This window comes from Flavivirga eckloniae, assembly GCF_002886045.1.
In the GTDB taxonomy this organism is placed as follows: Bacteria; Bacteroidota; Bacteroidia; order Flavobacteriales; family Flavobacteriaceae; genus Flavivirga; species Flavivirga eckloniae.
In genome coordinates this window covers 326,061-341,516 of sequence record NZ_CP025791.1, presented here as the reverse complement: position 1 = coordinate 341,516, position 15,456 = coordinate 326,061, and the positions used below count along the sequence as shown (strand labels likewise).

13 protein-coding genes are annotated in these 15,456 nt (G+C 35.6%); 8 read left to right on the top strand and 5 right to left on the bottom strand.

The window, feature by feature from the left end; genetic code table 11:
* The first annotated feature begins 197 nt into the window (after positions 1-197).
* Together C1H87_RS01400 and C1H87_RS01395 are read left to right on the top strand one after the other, a co-directional pair.
* Positions 198-623 carry a hypothetical protein gene (locus tag C1H87_RS01400; RefSeq protein ID WP_102754105.1) on the top strand — a complete coding sequence of 142 codons (426 nt, stop codon included), beginning with the start codon at positions 198-200 and terminating at the stop codon, positions 621-623.
* Positions 624-627: 4 nt separating this feature from the next.
* Entirely contained in the window at positions 628-1,419 is a 792-nt protein-coding gene (locus tag C1H87_RS01395; protein WP_102754104.1) for a hypothetical protein, read from the top strand.
* Positions 1,420-1,643: 224 nt separating this feature from the next.
* Here C1H87_RS01395 and C1H87_RS01390 read toward each other — a convergent pair whose 3' ends face one another.
* The 5 genes from C1H87_RS01390 to C1H87_RS01370 all read right to left on the bottom strand — a co-directional run bounded on the left by C1H87_RS01390 (position 1,644) and on the right by C1H87_RS01370 (position 5,909).
* Positions 1,644-2,498, bottom strand: coding sequence for a substrate-binding domain-containing protein (locus tag C1H87_RS01390; RefSeq protein ID WP_102754103.1), 855 nt, complete (start codon positions 2,496-2,498; stop codon positions 1,644-1,646).
* Between the two features lie 212 nt (positions 2,499-2,710).
* Positions 2,711-3,580, bottom strand: a complete 870-nt coding sequence (locus C1H87_RS01385) for a nucleoside phosphorylase (RefSeq protein ID WP_102754102.1) — start codon at positions 3,578-3,580, stop codon at positions 2,711-2,713.
* A gap of 1 nt (position 3,581) precedes the next feature.
* Positions 3,582-4,511, bottom strand: a complete 930-nt coding sequence (locus C1H87_RS01380) for a DUF1835 domain-containing protein (protein WP_102754101.1) — start codon at positions 4,509-4,511, stop codon at positions 3,582-3,584.
* Positions 4,512-4,514: 3 nt separating this feature from the next.
* Positions 4,515-4,847, bottom strand: coding sequence for a translation initiation factor (locus C1H87_RS01375; protein ID WP_102754100.1), 333 nt, complete (start codon positions 4,845-4,847; stop codon positions 4,515-4,517).
* Positions 4,848-4,955: 108 nt separating this feature from the next.
* Positions 4,956-5,909 (bottom strand): isopenicillin N synthase family dioxygenase, encoded by a 954-nt coding sequence (locus C1H87_RS01370; RefSeq protein ID WP_102754099.1) that lies wholly within the window; start codon positions 5,907-5,909, stop codon positions 4,956-4,958.
* A 160-nt stretch (positions 5,910-6,069) separates the two neighbouring features.
* Between C1H87_RS01370 and C1H87_RS01365 the strand changes: the two genes are divergently transcribed.
* The 6 genes from C1H87_RS01365 to C1H87_RS01340 all read left to right on the top strand — a co-directional run bounded on the left by C1H87_RS01365 (position 6,070) and on the right by C1H87_RS01340 (position 15,362).
* Positions 6,070-8,046, top strand: a complete 1,977-nt coding sequence (locus tag C1H87_RS01365) for an alpha-ketoacid dehydrogenase subunit alpha/beta (RefSeq protein WP_233783444.1) — start codon at positions 6,070-6,072, stop codon at positions 8,044-8,046.
* A 290-nt stretch (positions 8,047-8,336) separates the two neighbouring features.
* Complete coding sequence (locus tag C1H87_RS01360) at positions 8,337-11,594, top strand: VPS10 domain-containing protein (protein ID WP_102754097.1); 3,258 nt, start codon at positions 8,337-8,339, stop codon at positions 11,592-11,594.
* Positions 11,595-11,848: 254 nt separating this feature from the next.
* Entirely contained in the window at positions 11,849-13,069 is a 1,221-nt protein-coding gene (locus C1H87_RS01355) for a sulfite oxidase (RefSeq protein WP_102754096.1), read from the top strand.
* Positions 13,066-13,536: a monoheme cytochrome C gene (locus C1H87_RS01350; protein ID WP_102754095.1), complete on the top strand. Its 471-nt coding sequence runs from the start codon at positions 13,066-13,068 to the stop codon at positions 13,534-13,536. The genes C1H87_RS01355 and C1H87_RS01350 overlap by 4 nt, the downstream gene beginning before the upstream one ends.
* Positions 13,520-14,482, top strand: coding sequence for a sulfurtransferase (locus tag C1H87_RS01345; protein WP_102754094.1), 963 nt, complete (start codon positions 13,520-13,522; stop codon positions 14,480-14,482). The genes C1H87_RS01350 and C1H87_RS01345 overlap by 17 nt, the downstream gene beginning before the upstream one ends.
* 4 nt (positions 14,483-14,486) lie before the next feature.
* A complete protein-coding gene (locus C1H87_RS01340; RefSeq protein WP_102754093.1) occupies positions 14,487-15,362 on the top strand; it encodes a sterol desaturase family protein in 876 nt (291 codons plus the stop codon).
* Positions 15,363-15,456 lie beyond the last annotated feature (94 nt).

Below are 15,456 nucleotides of genomic sequence, written 5' to 3'. Positions count from 1 at the left end.
CAAAACATAAAAGGTTTCTTCTTACTGAATACCATATCTACAGGTATTTTTGAATAAGTCAAGTTATATTTTTGGGAAGGGTTCAAATGTAGAAAATAAATCACGCATCAAATCTGAATAATCTTACCTTTTGTCGAATAGTTCAGATATATAGGGGTGAAGTCTCTATTTTCGGGGGTGATAATGAATTGACTTATATGGAATTAGGTAAAATATTGGATTTTAGAGATATTGGATCAGAAGAATATGGAATAAGATATCAAATTACAATTATTGAAAAAGATGGTAGCGAGATACTATTCCAATTGAATAAAGAAGATTTTGTTGGACTTGAAAGTGAAACTATTAATCCAGGGGATACAGTATTTTACGAAAACCCAAGTAAAAATGTCTATCGTGTAATAGCACTAAACTCCTTAAAAGCTCAATACAGCGATTCCTTAGATATAGCTGATAAACTTACAGGAAAGGAATATTTAGAGGTACATATTGATCCAGGAACGGCAACTTCAGAAGAAATAGCCTCATATTTAATTGAATTAAAAAAGTTATATATGATGATGGGAGGGTCTGGCATCACATATAACCCTGATAATGTTAAAGTATTAGAAAAAAGTTATTAAGGTTATGTCAGGAGAAAAAGAACAATCACAATATACAGGTAATTTTGATGCTACGCCTGAAAATCGAGATAAACCCAATGAATCACTATTTTGGAGAATTTTTAATACAGTTGTTAAACAGAAAATACCATTTTTGTATAACGGTCTAAAGAAATTCGGTAAGAACATCTATACTGCAAACAATGAGGTTATAAAAGCGGAAGCTGATATAAAAAGAGCCAAGGCACAGAAAAAACTTGCTGAGGCAGCTATATTAGCGAACCAAGCTAAAGGAGTTGATATAGATAATTTAAAGAAAATGAATGATAATATTGTGAATATTCATTCAAATGAAAAATTACCAGATGATATTAAGACACTCTTAACAATCGCATCTATTTCAAAAGATCCAGCTATTTTGGAACAAATCCAAAAACTCAATGACATGGGCAATGTATTAGGAGCGGTTCGATTTACTTCTATTAATTTGAAAATTAAAGAGGATAATAACATTGAAGAGATTAAAAGCGAACAGATAGAACCCCTTTCTCTTGATGATTTTAAGTTTCCAGATACTTATGAGGAGTTTTTGAAGCTTCGTGTCAGTGAATTACCATATAGTAAAAAAAGGGAAAAATCAATTTTTGATCATTGGGATACTGTGGATAGATTAATAGAATTAATAAATATAATCATAATTAGAGGGGAATCTATTTCGGCATTACTAAGAGATGAATATTACTCTATTGTTAAAGCGGCGGAAAAGGTTTATCAGGTTAAGATATTAAAAGATTTCAATAATCCGGATTCAGAATAAATATAACACTAACACACTTTCTTATTAGAACATTCAAAAATAGCGCTTTCTACTTTGTAGCATACTTTAATTGGACTGCTTTCTAAAATCTATGATTCCTTTGAGAAATTTTTTAAGAAATTAATCAAGGATATTGTCAAGGACGTCTTAAAAGAGAAGAATAAAAAGAAAGGTAAAAGTAAAATTTTTTAAATAACTTTCGCTTACAGATTTTTTTTTAGACTTTATAACCTATAAATCAAATTCTCATAACCAACCACCTCAGGTATAATATCCAAAGCAAACAATTGCTTTTGCACATTAACAATCGTAGGCTTATCAATTAAACTTTGAGACCATTCGGTAAGGCTTAACCATTCCTGTACATCTTCAAGTTGTTGTTCGTAACGATTGGCAATAGTTTTGTCGATACTTGGTATCTCTTTAAACTGGCAGGTGGCATTATTAATAATGTTCAAGATAGTTTCTAAATCGTCTTTATTAGATGCGATAAAATCTTCACGTACCGCAATGACAAAACAAGGCCATGGTGACGGACAATTCCCTATACGTCTAAACGTACCATCATCCACCAATGGTTTTGTGGTAAACTTTTCCCATAAAAAATAATCGGCTTTACCATTAGTTAGTCCTTCTACAGCGCCATCCAGATTTTTTATAATTTCAAAATCCAGATCTTTTTCCAGGTCCCATTTATGGTTCTCAGCATTAATATAAGCCATTAAATGTGAGCCGGAGCCATACCTACTTATGGCAGCTTTGGTGCCTTTTAAATCTTCAATGGTTTGGTAAGGTGAATCATGGGCGACATGAATACCCCAGATTAAAGGTGTTTGCACAAAAGTTTGTACAATTTTACTCGGGTTACCATTTATGATATCCCTAATAATCCCTTCGGTAAGAATAACGGCGATGTCGATTTCCTTATTTCGAAGTGCTTTGCACATAGCACCAGTTCCGCCATAGTAATCATGCCATCTTAAATTAATCTGTTCTTTTTTGTAGTCGCCATTTTTTAGGGTAAGATACCAAGCCAAATTAAAATGCTCCGGTACGCCACCAATATTTACTTTCTTCATTAAATCAATGGGTTGTTAATCTAAATAATTCCCCGATGGCTCTGCCTCGGGGTCTCCGATTTCACCTCTCCTTTGAGGAGGTCGGAATTGTTTTTTTCAATTCCGGGTGGGGCAAAATACAAAATTTCGGTTACAGACCCTAAAGTCATAATCTATTGCTCAGATCAAAGTAGAAGGTTTTACCTTGGGCATAGCTTGTTTGCAGAAATTTTTTATTGAGTAATTTTGTCGAGTGTATAAGTTATAAGTTTTTCAATAGTCAAAGCAGGGTTTTTACTAAAAGTTCCAGAAGCTCTATTCGCAATGATAGCGTTTAGGGATACGGCATGATGTCCCAGTAATTTAGCCAATCCGTATATAGCCGATGTTTCCATTTCGAAATTGGTAATAGTAGTTCCTTTAAAATTAAAGTTGTCCATTTTATGGTTTAAATCGGCATCCTGAACGGGTAAACGCAAAACACGTCCCTGAGGACCGTAAAACCCACCTGCGGTTGCCGTTAATCCTTTATGTGTTTTATCACTTTCTAATCGCGCTTCAAGCACAGGACTATTTTCTATAACAATAGGCCTAGCTTTATAGTCGTGCCAATTGGTATGCGCTATAAAAGCTTCTTCTATGCCCGGGTTATTAATACCATTTATTTGATAAGCGTGTAGCATACCATTAAGATCTAAACCATGAGTACTTAAAACAAATGCGTCTACAGGGATGTCTTCTTGTAAAGAGCCAGAGGTGCCAATCCTAATAAAATTGAGTGGGGTAATAGTCTGTTTGGGTATTTTGGTGCTTAAATCTATATTAAAAAGTGCATCCAGTTCGTTAAGTACAATGTCTATATTGTCCGGACCAATTCCGGTAGAAAGCACTGTAAGTCGCTTGCCTTTATAAAGTCCGGTATGGGTTTTAAATTCACGTTTTTGAGTTGAAAATTCAATACTGTCAAAATGCTTCGATACTTTTTCAACACGGTTTTGATCACCTACTAAAATAATGGTATCCGAAACGTTTTCGGGTTTCAAGTTTAAATGATACACACTACCATCTGGATTCAATATTAATTCCGATTCTTTAATAGGCATCTTATACGGTTTTTACAAGTTTGTTTTGTTTCTTGTTGAATTGATAATCGAGTCTTTTAACACCTCCATAAACCATATTATTATCAATTTTGGTCGCTAAGTTATACTGGCCTAATAGTGCTTCATGGCCTTTTCTGTTAAGCGCCAAGAATTGGTCTTCCTCTGTAAAGAATATATTGAGTTTTTCTATAACCCTTGAAATTTGAAGATCTCCAAACCCATAATAGCCTTGATAATTAAGCGCATAGCCCAATAAATGATGTTTGGATTTTATAGTGTTGTTTTTAACGATCTCTAGTATATTCTTTTCCATCACATTTAAGCCATATACCGAATCTGGAAAACGCTCTAAATGCGCTTTTAAACAATTGCTTAAATACTTAAATGAAGATTCTTTTGTAACATATGGCTTTAGTAGGTTGTGGTCTTTGCCACAATAAATATTCCAGATGGTTTTAGCCAGATCTAAATCTTCTGAGTTTAACGTTACCCTTTTTTTATAATGATCGATTAATTGCTCCGGGTTTAATTCTGCTAACCCCTTCAAGGTTTTACTACCTTCAATTCTACCGCTACAAACAAGAGAAATTGGAAGCTCGATTTTCTTTTGTGAAATCAATTGGATCACAGCAATCATATTAATGTGACAAAATAAATCGTATTCAAACCATAGTATAATTTCAGAATACTTTTCGAAATCATCCAGCTTATTTAACTCCGATTTAATTTTGTGAACATCTAAATCAATATCATAATACGAGCTTAAAAATGCTTTTCTGGTATCTAAAAATGTTTCAGAACCAATCTCCACAACAGTAGAGCCTTCACAAAGCATTTCCTGCCAGGTAAGTGTTTCACCAATAATGTCTAATTCACTCAGATAGTTGGTTAGTACATCTCCATTGGTAATATTGAGAGGTTGTTTGCTCATGGGTTATCCTCCAACACGTTTTGCATTAAAGCCTTTGTCTTCGAGCATTTTCATTATTTTATCACGATAATCCCCTTGAATAATAATCTTGTCATCTTTAAAACTGCCACCAACACTTAGTTTGGTTTTAATGTCTTTGGCTAAAGCCTTAAAGTCTTCGTTAGCACCCGTATAACCTTCTAATATGGTAATGGGTTTGCCTTTACGTTTTTCGTATTTGCAAATAATAGGATCGTCCTGCATCCATATTTTCGAACCTTCGGTTTTGTTTTCAACAGGATCTTCTGTTGGTACATGATCTGGAAACAGGTTTTTTAATTGGTCTTGTAAATCCATTTGTTCTGTAATTCAGTGTTCAGTTGGCGATGATCAGTATTCAGTGTTCAGTCGGCAGTAAAAAAGAGTAGAGTAAGAATCTGCAAACTGAACACTGGTCACTGGATATTATTTTTTCTTAATTAAACCTAGTTCAATGAGTCTTTCGTTTAAAAACTCTCCGGCGGTAATGTCATCAAACGATTTAGGGTTTTTATCGTCTATACAATTTTCCAATACATCTAATTTCATATCACTTATAGGGTGCATAAAAAACGGAATAGAGTAGCGCGATGTGCCCCAAAGCTCTTTAGGCGGGTTTATAACGCGGTGTATTGTAGATTTCAATTTGTTATTAGTATGTCTAGAAAGCATGTCTCCAACATTAATCATAAGCTCATCAGGTTGCGCAATGGCATCAATCCATTCACCTTTATGATTCTGCACTTGTAAGCCACGGCCTTGCGCTCCCATTAATAATGTGATTAGGTTAATATCGCCATGTGCGGCAGCACGAATGGCTTCTTTAGGTTCTGTGGTAATAGGCGGGTAATGAATGGGTCTTAAAATAGAATTTCCATTATGAATAAAAGCATCAAAATACGTTTCTTCCAATCCTAAATGTAAAGCTAGTGCGCGTAACACGTATTGCGCTGTTTTTTCCAGCATCTTGTAAGCTTCCTTACCTGTGGTATTAAAATCAGGAAGTTCATCAACAATAACATTTTCAGGGTATTCAGCTTTAAGTTCTGCATTGTCTTCAACATACTGTCCAAAATGCCAAAATTCTTTTAAGTCGCCTTCCTTTTTACCTTTGGCGCTTTCTTTTCCGAAGGATACATAACCACGTTGTCCGCCAATTTCCGGATCTTCATAACGTTGTTTCGTTTCAATAGGTAAATCGAAAAAATTCTTAACTTCTTTATATAACTTCTCTACCAGAGCATCATCTAAAAAATGACCTTTTAAGGCCACAAAACCAATTTCTTCGTATGCTTTTCCAATAGCATCGACAAATTTTTGTTTTGTAGCAGGATTATCAGAAATAAAATCATTTAAATCTACACTCGGTATACTAGTCATGAGTTATTGTGTTAATGTGGATGTATTACAAATGTACAAAAACATTGGAAAGTTTGACGCACTACGTTTTATTTAACTTTTATATAATTTATGTCTTTTTATGGTATATTTGATGAAGTAAAATACACATTTTATGACTAAGGAAATCACTTCGATAGCTATGGAATATCATATTGAAAATCTTGATAAAGATCTATTAATACAGCTATATAAAGGCATATTAAAGCCAAGAATGATAGAAGAGAAGATGCTTATTCTGTTGCGTCAAGGAAAAATTAGCAAATGGTTTTCTGGAATAGGACAAGAGGCCATAGCAGTTGGCGTGACCATGGCTTTAAATAAGGAAGAGTATATTTTACCAATGCACAGAAATTTAGGAGTGTTTACTACGCGTGAGATTCCGTTACATAGGTTGTTCGGACAATGGCAAGGTAAGGCTTCCGGTTTTACAAAAGGACGAGATAGATCGTTTCATTTTGGAACCCAAGATTATAAAATAGTTGGCATGATTTCTCATTTAGGGCCGCAATTGGGTGTAGCAGATGGTATTGCACTAGCTTCTAAGTTAAAAAACAAAAATGAGGTTACGGCTGTTTTTACAGGAGAAGGCGGTACGAGCGAAGGCGATTTTCATGAAGCATTAAATGTGGCATCCGTTTGGCAATTACCCGTACTGTTTTGTGTTGAAAACAATGGCTACGGATTGTCTACCCCAACGAAAGAGCAATACAATTGCGAAAATATTGCCGATAGAGGTTTGGGATATGGTATGGAGTCGCATATTATAGACGGCAATAACATTGTTGAAGTTTATAAAAAAGTTGATGAATTAGCGCAAAGTGTACGTGAAAATCCAAGACCCATTTTATTAGAATTTAAAACTTTTAGAATGCGTGGTCATGAAGAGGCGAGTGGTGTAAAATATGTTCCGAAGGAACTTATGGAAGCTTGGGCTGTAAAAGATCCGGTTTTAAACTTTGAAACCTTTTTAATAGAAAATGATCTATTGAGCAATTCTGAAAACACGACGATTAAAGCTGAAATTATAACAGAAATTAACAAAGGTTTGGATATAGCTTTTGCTGAAGAACCTGTAATTCCTGATGAAACAAATGAATTAAATGATGTGTATCAAGAATTTGAATATGAGGGTGTTGATGGTTTGGAAAAATATGATGATATTCGTTTTGTTGATGCCGTATCCGACGCTATAAAGCAAAGTATGCAACAACACGACGACCTGGTTATTATGGGACAGGATATTGCAGAATATGGTGGTGCGTTTAAGATAACAAAAGGGTTTGTTGAGCAGTTTGGAAAAGATCGTGTGCGTAATACACCCATTTGTGAATCTGCTATAGTTGAGGCTGCCATGGGATTATCGATAGCTGGAATAAAAAGCATTGTAGAAATGCAGTTTGCAGATTTTGTAACTTCAGGATTTAACCCGGTTGTTAATTATTTGGCAAAGTCACATTACAGATGGGGACAGCAAGCCGATGTGGTTATTAGAATGCCTTGTGGAGGCGGTGTGGCTGCCGGACCTTTTCACTCACAAACTAATGAAGCCTGGTTTACAAAAACCCCTGGTTTAAAGGTTGTTTATCCTGCGTTTCCTTACGATGCTAAAGGGTTACTAACGACTGCAATTAACGATCCGAATCCTGTTTTGTTTTTTGAGCACAAGGGTTTGTACAGAAGTATTCGGCAAGAAGTACCCGCAGATTATTTTACTTTACCTTTTGGAAAAGCTTCTGTGATTAGGGAAGGACAAGATGTCACCATTATTAGTTACGGCGCTGCTGTGCATTGGGCTTTAGAAACATTAAATAACAACACCGAAATTTCGGCAGATTTAATAGATTTAAGGACACTTCAACCCCTGGATGTAGAAACCATATACCAATCGGTTAGAAAAACAGGAAAAGCCATTGTTTTACAAGAAGATTCCTTATTTGGCGGTATTGCCAGCGATATTTCTGCATTAATCATGGAACATTGTTTTGAATCTCTTGATGCTCCGGTAAAACGTGTTGCCAGTATGGAAACCCCTATACCGTTTGCAAGTCAGTTAGAAGAACAATACTTATCTAAAAATAGATTTGAAACTGTGTTGAAGGAGCTTTTGGAGTATTGATCGTAAACTAGTGATCTGTATTTAGTTTTTAGGCATAAGGGGTAAGTCATAAGTTATTAGTATTCAGTCGCAGTCCTTGTTTCTTTGCGTCCTCGAGCCTCAGCGAGCATTAACTTTAATCTTTAGCGAGAACCAATTTAATCACATTTATTTGTAAACAGTATTTACTAATTAGTAAAACCTATTCAATTAGTATTGTGCTTTTTTCACATTTATTTGTGATTTTTAATGATTTATTTTTTTGGGAAATTGATTAACTTGCTTTAAACAGTGACTAAATTCAAAAATAAATGATTAATTTAACTAAAATTGTATGGACCTGGCTATGCCTTGTCTGTATGTTATCCTCAGCATCTGCTCAAAAAAAAATCACTAAAGATTCTTTACTTAACGGACTTAAATTTAGAAGTATAGGTCCAGCATTTAATTCAGGACGCATTGCCGATATAGCGATACATCCGGAAAATGAAAATATCTGGTATGTAGGCGTGGGATCCGGTGGCGTATGGAAAACCATAAACTCGGGTACGACTTGGACTCCGATATTTGACGAACAAACCAGTTATTCTATAGGATGTATAACTATAGATCCCAATAATTCCCATACCATTTGGGTAGGCACGGGAGAAAATGTTGGAGGCCGACATGTTGGCTTTGGAGATGGTATTTATGTAAGTTATGATGATGGTAAAACTTGGGAGAATAAAGGATTGAAGAAATCTGAACACATTTCAAAAATCATTATTCATCCAGAAGACCCTAATACCATTTGGGTAGCCGCTCAAGGACCTTTATGGAAAGATGGGGGAGAGCGTGGCGTTTATAAATCCACCGATGGAGGAAGCTCATGGGTTAAAACTTTGGGTGATAACCAATGGACAGGAGCAACCGATTTAATTATTGATCCGGAAAATGCTAATACGCTATATGCTGCAACCTGGCAAAGACATAGAACTGTGGCTGCCTATTTGGGAGGCGGACCAGGTTCTGGAATCCATAAAAGTACAGATGGCGGATTAACCTGGAAAAAACTAACAACAGGAATCCCTAAATCGAATCTCGGAAAAATAGGGCTAGCTTTATCGCCATTTAATTCCGATGTCGTTTATGCAGCCATCGAAATGGATAGGCGTAAAGGAGGCGTGTTTATGTCTTCAAACAAAGGAGAATCGTGGGTAAAACAGTCTGATGCTGTCTCTGGTGGTACGGGACCTCATTACTATCAGGAATTGTACGCTTCACCACATCAAGAAGGAAAACTTTATTTAATGAGCAATTATGTTCAGGAATCCGACGATCATGGGAAGACGTTTAAATCGATGAACGAAAAGAAGAAACACGTCGATAGTCATGCCTTGGTATTTAAGAAAAGTGATGAAAACTATTTAATGTTTGGAACCGATGGCGGGCTTTATGAAACGTTCGATAAAACCAAAACCTGGAGGTTTATAAATAACTTACCTATAACACAGTACTACAAACTTGCGGTAGACGATACGGCACCGTTTTACAATATTTATGGTGGTACTCAAGATAACGGATCGCATGGAGGACCATCCAGAACTTTAAGTAGTCAAGGTATAACCAGTGCAGATTGGTGGAATACTTTAGGTGCTGATGGGCATCAATCGGCCATAGAACCGGGGAACCCAAACATTACTTATGGTGAGTATCAAGAAGGCTGGTTGTTTAGAATTGACCAAACAACAGGAGAAACTGTTTTTATACAGCCACAACCCAAAGAAGGTGAACCTTATGAACGGTTTAATTGGGATTCACCAATATTGGTAAGTCCGCATAAACCAACGCGATTGTATTTTGCATCACAACGTGTGTGGAAATCGGAAAATAGAGGAGATGAATGGACGCCAATTTCTACAGACCTTACTAGAAACCAAAACCGAATCGAGCTTCCAATTATGGGTAAACAACAGAGTTGGGATAATGCTTGGGACGTGTTAGCAATGTCTAATTATAACACCATTACATCTTTGGCGGAATCGCCTAAACAAGAAGGACTTATTTATGCCGGAACAGACGATGGTATTATTCAAATAACAGAAAATGGAGGCGAAACGTGGCGTAAATTGGAATTAGGTTCTATAAAAGGGATTCCAAGCACTGCTTTTGTAAATGATGTTCGTGCAGATTTATTTGACGCATCTACGGTGTATGTAGCACTCGATAATCATAAATATGGAGATTTTAAACCGTATTTAGTTAAGAGTACCGATAAAGGAAAAACATGGCGTTCTATTACCGGAGATTTGCCAGGCAGACTCGTTACATGGCGCTTGGTGCAAGACCATGTTAAAAAAGAACTTTTGTTCGTGGCTACAGAGTTTGGGGTTTATTTTACTTCCAATGGTGGTGCGAATTGGGTTAAACTTAGTAATGGCATTCCAACAATTTCTGTTAGAGATATTACCATTCAAAGACGAGAAGATGACTTGGTAGCAGCTACATTTGGTCGTGGGTTTTATATTTTAGATGATATAAGCGCATTAAGGTCGTTTAATACCAATACGAAAAAAGCAGAAGCCTCTTTATTTAAAGTAAAACCAGCTTATTGGTATATTCAAAAGCAAGGGATGTATGGACAAGGGAATTCACATTATGTGGCAGACAATCCACCGTTTGGAGCTGTGTTTACATATTATTTGCCAGAAAAAACAAAGACCTTAAAAGCCAAACGTAAAACAAATGAAAAGCTAAAGGATAAAGAAAATGAAGGTATTGATTTCCCAGGTTGGGAGGCTTTGGAAAAAGAAAAACAACAGGAAAAACCAGTTATACTTTTAACTGTAAAAGATAGCGAAGGGAATTTAATAAAAACCATTAAAGGCACTAATTCAAAAGGATTTAATCGAGCGAGTTGGGATTTAAGTTACCCAGATCGCAAAGGTGAAAAGTTAAAGCCTGTAAAAAAAGAGCATTCTTGGGGTAATAATAAAGTTTTAGTTGCGCCCGGTAACTATACCGTAACACTTTATAAAAGAGTAGATGGCAAAACAGATCAAATTGGTGCTCCTCAGGAGTTTAAAGTCGTTCAACTAAAAGAAGGTACGCTTAAAGGAGCTTCCCACGATAAAATAAAAGCTTTCTCTGAAGATTTTCAAGTCTTTCAAAAAGACCTTAACGTTACAAGTTTAGTTTTGTCTAAGCAATTGTTGTTAATAGGAGCTATGAAGCGTGCTGCAGATAAAGCTATAAACCCATCTAACACCCTGGTAAGTAAAATTAATAGTACCAGACTAAAGTTATTAAATCTGGATAAGCAACTTTCTGGAGATAAAACTAAAGATGAAATAGGCGAGAAATTTAATCCAACACCTAAAGATGGTGAAACGATTGGCTTATTTGTGGCAAAAACAACTTATGGTCCTACTGCTACGCATATTGCAGCTATTAACCGAGCTAAAAGCCAGTTGAAACAAATTAAATCTAAATTGAATTCAATTATTCAAGATGATTTAAGCCAGATTGAAAAGGATTTGAAAAATGCTGGAGCACCTTGGCTTGAAGGACAAGGGCTGATTAATGATTAATGAAGCAACAGCTTATTAATTTCCTTGATATATAACAAAGCACCACATGAATTATTCTCATGTGGTGTTTTGTTTTAACAAGGTTATTTTGGTTTTCCGTTTTTTTAACAAGAAGAGCGAATACCCAAATTGAAACTGGGGAAAATTATTATCTAAATCTTCTAATGTGTTGATTTAAAATAGTATAATGTAACTTTTGTTACAATCATTGAAAGTTATTAATTGTAATTTTTACAAAAATTAATAACCCTTTCATGAAAAGACGGAAGTTTATCAGGAATACATTTCTGGGTGCCGCCGCATCAGTCATAGGTACAGAAATCGTGTTTTCTTCTTCAATGCCTAAAAACTATACTTTAATTGGATTGCAAGATCCAGACCCTTATATGCTATTCAGCAAGCATAAGGAGATGACTGTATTAAATGATAAGCCTTGGAATATAGAAGCGAAAGCTCATTTACTAGATGATAAAATTACACCAAATAAATGCATGTTTATTAGGAATAATGGCATCATACCTCAAAATATAGATATCGCAAGTTGGAAATTAACTATTGATGGAGAATCTGTTTCTAAACCAAAAACATACACGCTTCAGGATTTAAAAAGTAAGTTTAAAAACTACACCTATCAGTTAACATTAGAGTGCGGGGGTAATGGTAGAAGTGAATTTAATCCACCGGCCAAAGGCAATCAATGGACTGTAGGGGCTGTTTCCTGTGCAGAATGGACAGGTGTTAGATTAAAAGATGTGCTTGAAGATGTGGGTATTAAAAATGATGCTGTTTACATTGGTTATCACGGAGCTGATACGCATTTAAGTGGTGATCCGGAAAAGGAACCCATATCAAGAGGGGTTCCAATACATAAAGCACTTCAGGAAGAAACATTACTGGCTTTTAAAATGAATGGTAAGGACATCCCCATAGCGCATGGTTATCCGTTACGATTAGTTGCAGGCGGCTGGCCTGCGTCTGCATCCGGGAAATGGATACATGGCATAAGTGTTAGAAATAAAGTGCATGATGGTACAAAAATGAAAGCGCCAGCATATAGGGTACCATGTAAACCAGTAGCACCGGGAGAAAAGGTAAAAGAAGAAAATATGTGTATCATCGAGAGTATGCCTGTAAAATCTTTAATTACATACCCCAAATCCGGAGCTATGCTTGATGAAGGGGAAACTCTAAAGATTAGAGGACATGCATGGGCCGGAGAGTTACAAGTTGAAAAGATGGAGTATTCTATAGATTTTGGGGCGACATGGCATAATTGTCAACTGGAAAAACCTATAAACCGTTTGGCTTGGCAACATTTTAAGACATCAATTAAATTCCCGAAAAAAGGTTATTATGAAATTTGGGCAAGAGCTACAGATAATACCGGAGTTAGTCAACCTATGCTATTACCAGGTTGGAACCCAAAAGGATATTTAAATAATGCCAGTCATAGAATAGCCATTAAAGTTAAATGATGAACGATCAGGAATTTAGAAATACTGTAAGGCGTATTTATTTAGGAGTAGTACTCTTTTTTGGATTAATACTTATGGGGGCAGGAGCATTAACTTATAAGTTGATAAACCCTTCATTTCTTGTATTTGATAAAGAAGACACAACAGAAACTTATGTTGAAGCAGACGATTTCGATAAAATAGAAAACGGTATTCATCTAGCTACAGGTTTTAAAAATGATGAAGGGCTTCAAATCGTTATAGCAAGTTGCACACCTTGTCATTCAGCAAAATTAGTAACCCAAAACAGGGCAAATAAAGAAGGCTGGGTAAGTATTATTCGGTGGATGCAGGAAACTCAAAACCTTTGGGATTTAGGAAAAAATGAGGCTATTATAGTTGACTACTTAGCTAAAAACTATGCATCGGAAGAAACTGGAAGACGTACAAACCTGGAAAACATAGAATGGTATGACTTGGAGAATTAAGATGCTATCCCTACTAATTTGCTTCGTGTCCTGCAAAAAAAGAACCAAACCTCATTACGATGTTTTAAAAAAGCCCGTAACTACACCACTAGGTTATTACAGCACAAAACATCTCATAGAAAGTGAGGACTTAAAAGTTTTAAATACATCTTCAAATATTAAAATAATAGATTTTAGAAAACCCGAAGCGTTTTTAAAAGCGCATTTGGATCATGCTATAAATATTTGGAGAACTGATATTGAAGATGATACGTTCCCATATAAAGGCATCATGGCCAGCAGAGCTAAAATTGAGGCGCTTTTTAGTAAATTAGGAATTAAAAATGAAGATGAGCTTATTATTTATGATGAGAATGGCGCTTGTGATGCATCTCGTTTATGGTGGATTTTGAAAAACTATGGCTTCGATAATGTCAAAATTTTGAATGGTGGATTAACTGCATGGGAACATAAGGGAGGCGCATTGACTTCCGATATTATGAGTTATAACACTTCAAGTTTTAGACTTCCATCCAACGAGAACATGTCTTTATATGCTGATTTAAAGGATATAAAATCCCTTGTCGTGGACGATAATACTATTCTTTTGGATACAAGAACAGGCAATGAGTTTTCAGGCAAACGTCAAAAAAGAGGAGCAAGTAGAGGAGGACGTATTCCCAATAGCGTATTGTTGGATTGGGCTGAAGCTATAGAATTTAACACAACTAAAAAGTTTAAGTCTTATAAAGACTTGTTAGATTTGTACGAATCTAAAGGAATTACAAAGGAAAAGAAGGTTTATGTCTATTGTCATTCCGGTGTACGATCGGCTCATACAACGTTTGTGTTAACAGAGTTGTTGGGATATAAAAACGTAAAAAACTATGATGGATCCTGGATAGAGTGGAGTTATAATAAAGATTTACCTATTGAGCAGGACACTATAACAACCTTATTTAAATAAAACTATGAATACTTATATAGAAGCTTTTATAAATGCATTTTTAGGAACTCTGGATTGGACATGGAAATCTATATGTTTCGAGGTACCTTGGTATACTAATTATTTCTGGGGTTTGGTAGCAATATCTCTGGCCGTATGGCTTTTAGAAATCGTATTTCCATGGCGAAAAGAACAGGCTATATTTCGAAAGGATTTTTGGATAGATGCTGTTTATATGTTTTTCAATTTTTTTGTCTTCACAATTGTTATCAGTGGTATCTATGCCATTCTGGAACGGTTGTTTTTAGGCATTGGAATTTCCATGGATTCTATAGCACTGGTAAATCTAAAAGGACTTCCGGTATGGAGTCAATTATTAATATTCTTTTTATTGTCGGATTTTGTGCAATGGTTTACCCATGTATTGTTGCATAGGTTTAACTTTTTGTGGCGGTTTCACAAAGTACACCATTCGGTAAAAGAAATGGGGTTTGCAGCCCATTTACGTTACCATTGGATGGAAAATATTTTGTACAAACCTCTTAAGATATTCGCTGTTATGCTTCTAGGTGGTTTTGAGCCAGAACAAGCGTTTATTGTTCATTTTATAGCTATAACCATAGGGCATTTAAATCATGCTAACGTTAGGCTTACCTATGGTCCTTTAAAATATATTTTTAACAATCCGGTTATGCATCTGTATCATCATGCCTATGCTTTGCCTGAAGATCGTAGGTATGGGGTTAATTTTGGGATTAGCTTAAGCCTTTGGGATTATATTTTTAAAACAAACTATATCCCTGAAACTAGCGGAACATTAACATTGGGGTATTCAGGAGATACTAAAATGCCCAAAAACTTCTTTGCACAATTGCTTTATGGGTTTAGAGGTAAAGATTAGTTTATAAATAATTAAATCGAGTTTACTTTATATTATATATCGATCATTTTATTTAAAAGTAACATTACTATTTTATTCGTGAAAATTGGTGCTA

Bases quoted from the DNA above. Each gene is read 5' to 3' on its own strand.
- C1H87_RS01375 (WP_102754100.1), bottom strand. From the start codon at position 4,847: ATGGATTTACAAGACCAATTAAAAAACCTGTTTCCAGATCATGTACCA.
- C1H87_RS01355 (WP_102754096.1), top strand. From the start codon at position 11,849: ATGAAAAGACGGAAGTTTATCAGGAATACATTTCTGGGTGCCGCCGCA.
- C1H87_RS01350 (WP_102754095.1), top strand. From the start codon at position 13,066: ATGATGAACGATCAGGAATTTAGAAATACTGTAAGGCGTATTTATTTA.
- C1H87_RS01345 (WP_102754094.1), top strand. From the start codon at position 13,520: ATGACTTGGAGAATTAAGATGCTATCCCTACTAATTTGCTTCGTGTCC.
- C1H87_RS01400 (WP_102754105.1), top strand. From the start codon at position 198: ATGGAATTAGGTAAAATATTGGATTTTAGAGATATTGGATCAGAAGAA.
- C1H87_RS01390 (WP_102754103.1), bottom strand. From the start codon at position 2,498: ATGAAGAAAGTAAATATTGGTGGCGTACCGGAGCATTTTAATTTGGCT.
- C1H87_RS01365 (WP_233783444.1), top strand. From the start codon at position 6,070: ATGGAATATCATATTGAAAATCTTGATAAAGATCTATTAATACAGCTA.
- C1H87_RS01380 (WP_102754101.1), bottom strand. From the start codon at position 4,511: ATGAGCAAACAACCTCTCAATATTACCAATGGAGATGTACTAACCAAC.
- C1H87_RS01360 (WP_102754097.1), top strand. From the start codon at position 8,337: ATGATTAATTTAACTAAAATTGTATGGACCTGGCTATGCCTTGTCTGT.
- C1H87_RS01395 (WP_102754104.1), top strand. From the start codon at position 628: ATGTCAGGAGAAAAAGAACAATCACAATATACAGGTAATTTTGATGCT.
- C1H87_RS01385 (WP_102754102.1), bottom strand. From the start codon at position 3,580: ATGCCTATTAAAGAATCGGAATTAATATTGAATCCAGATGGTAGTGTG.
- C1H87_RS01370 (WP_102754099.1), bottom strand. From the start codon at position 5,909: ATGACTAGTATACCGAGTGTAGATTTAAATGATTTTATTTCTGATAAT.
- C1H87_RS01340 (WP_102754093.1), top strand. From the start codon at position 14,487: ATGAATACTTATATAGAAGCTTTTATAAATGCATTTTTAGGAACTCTG.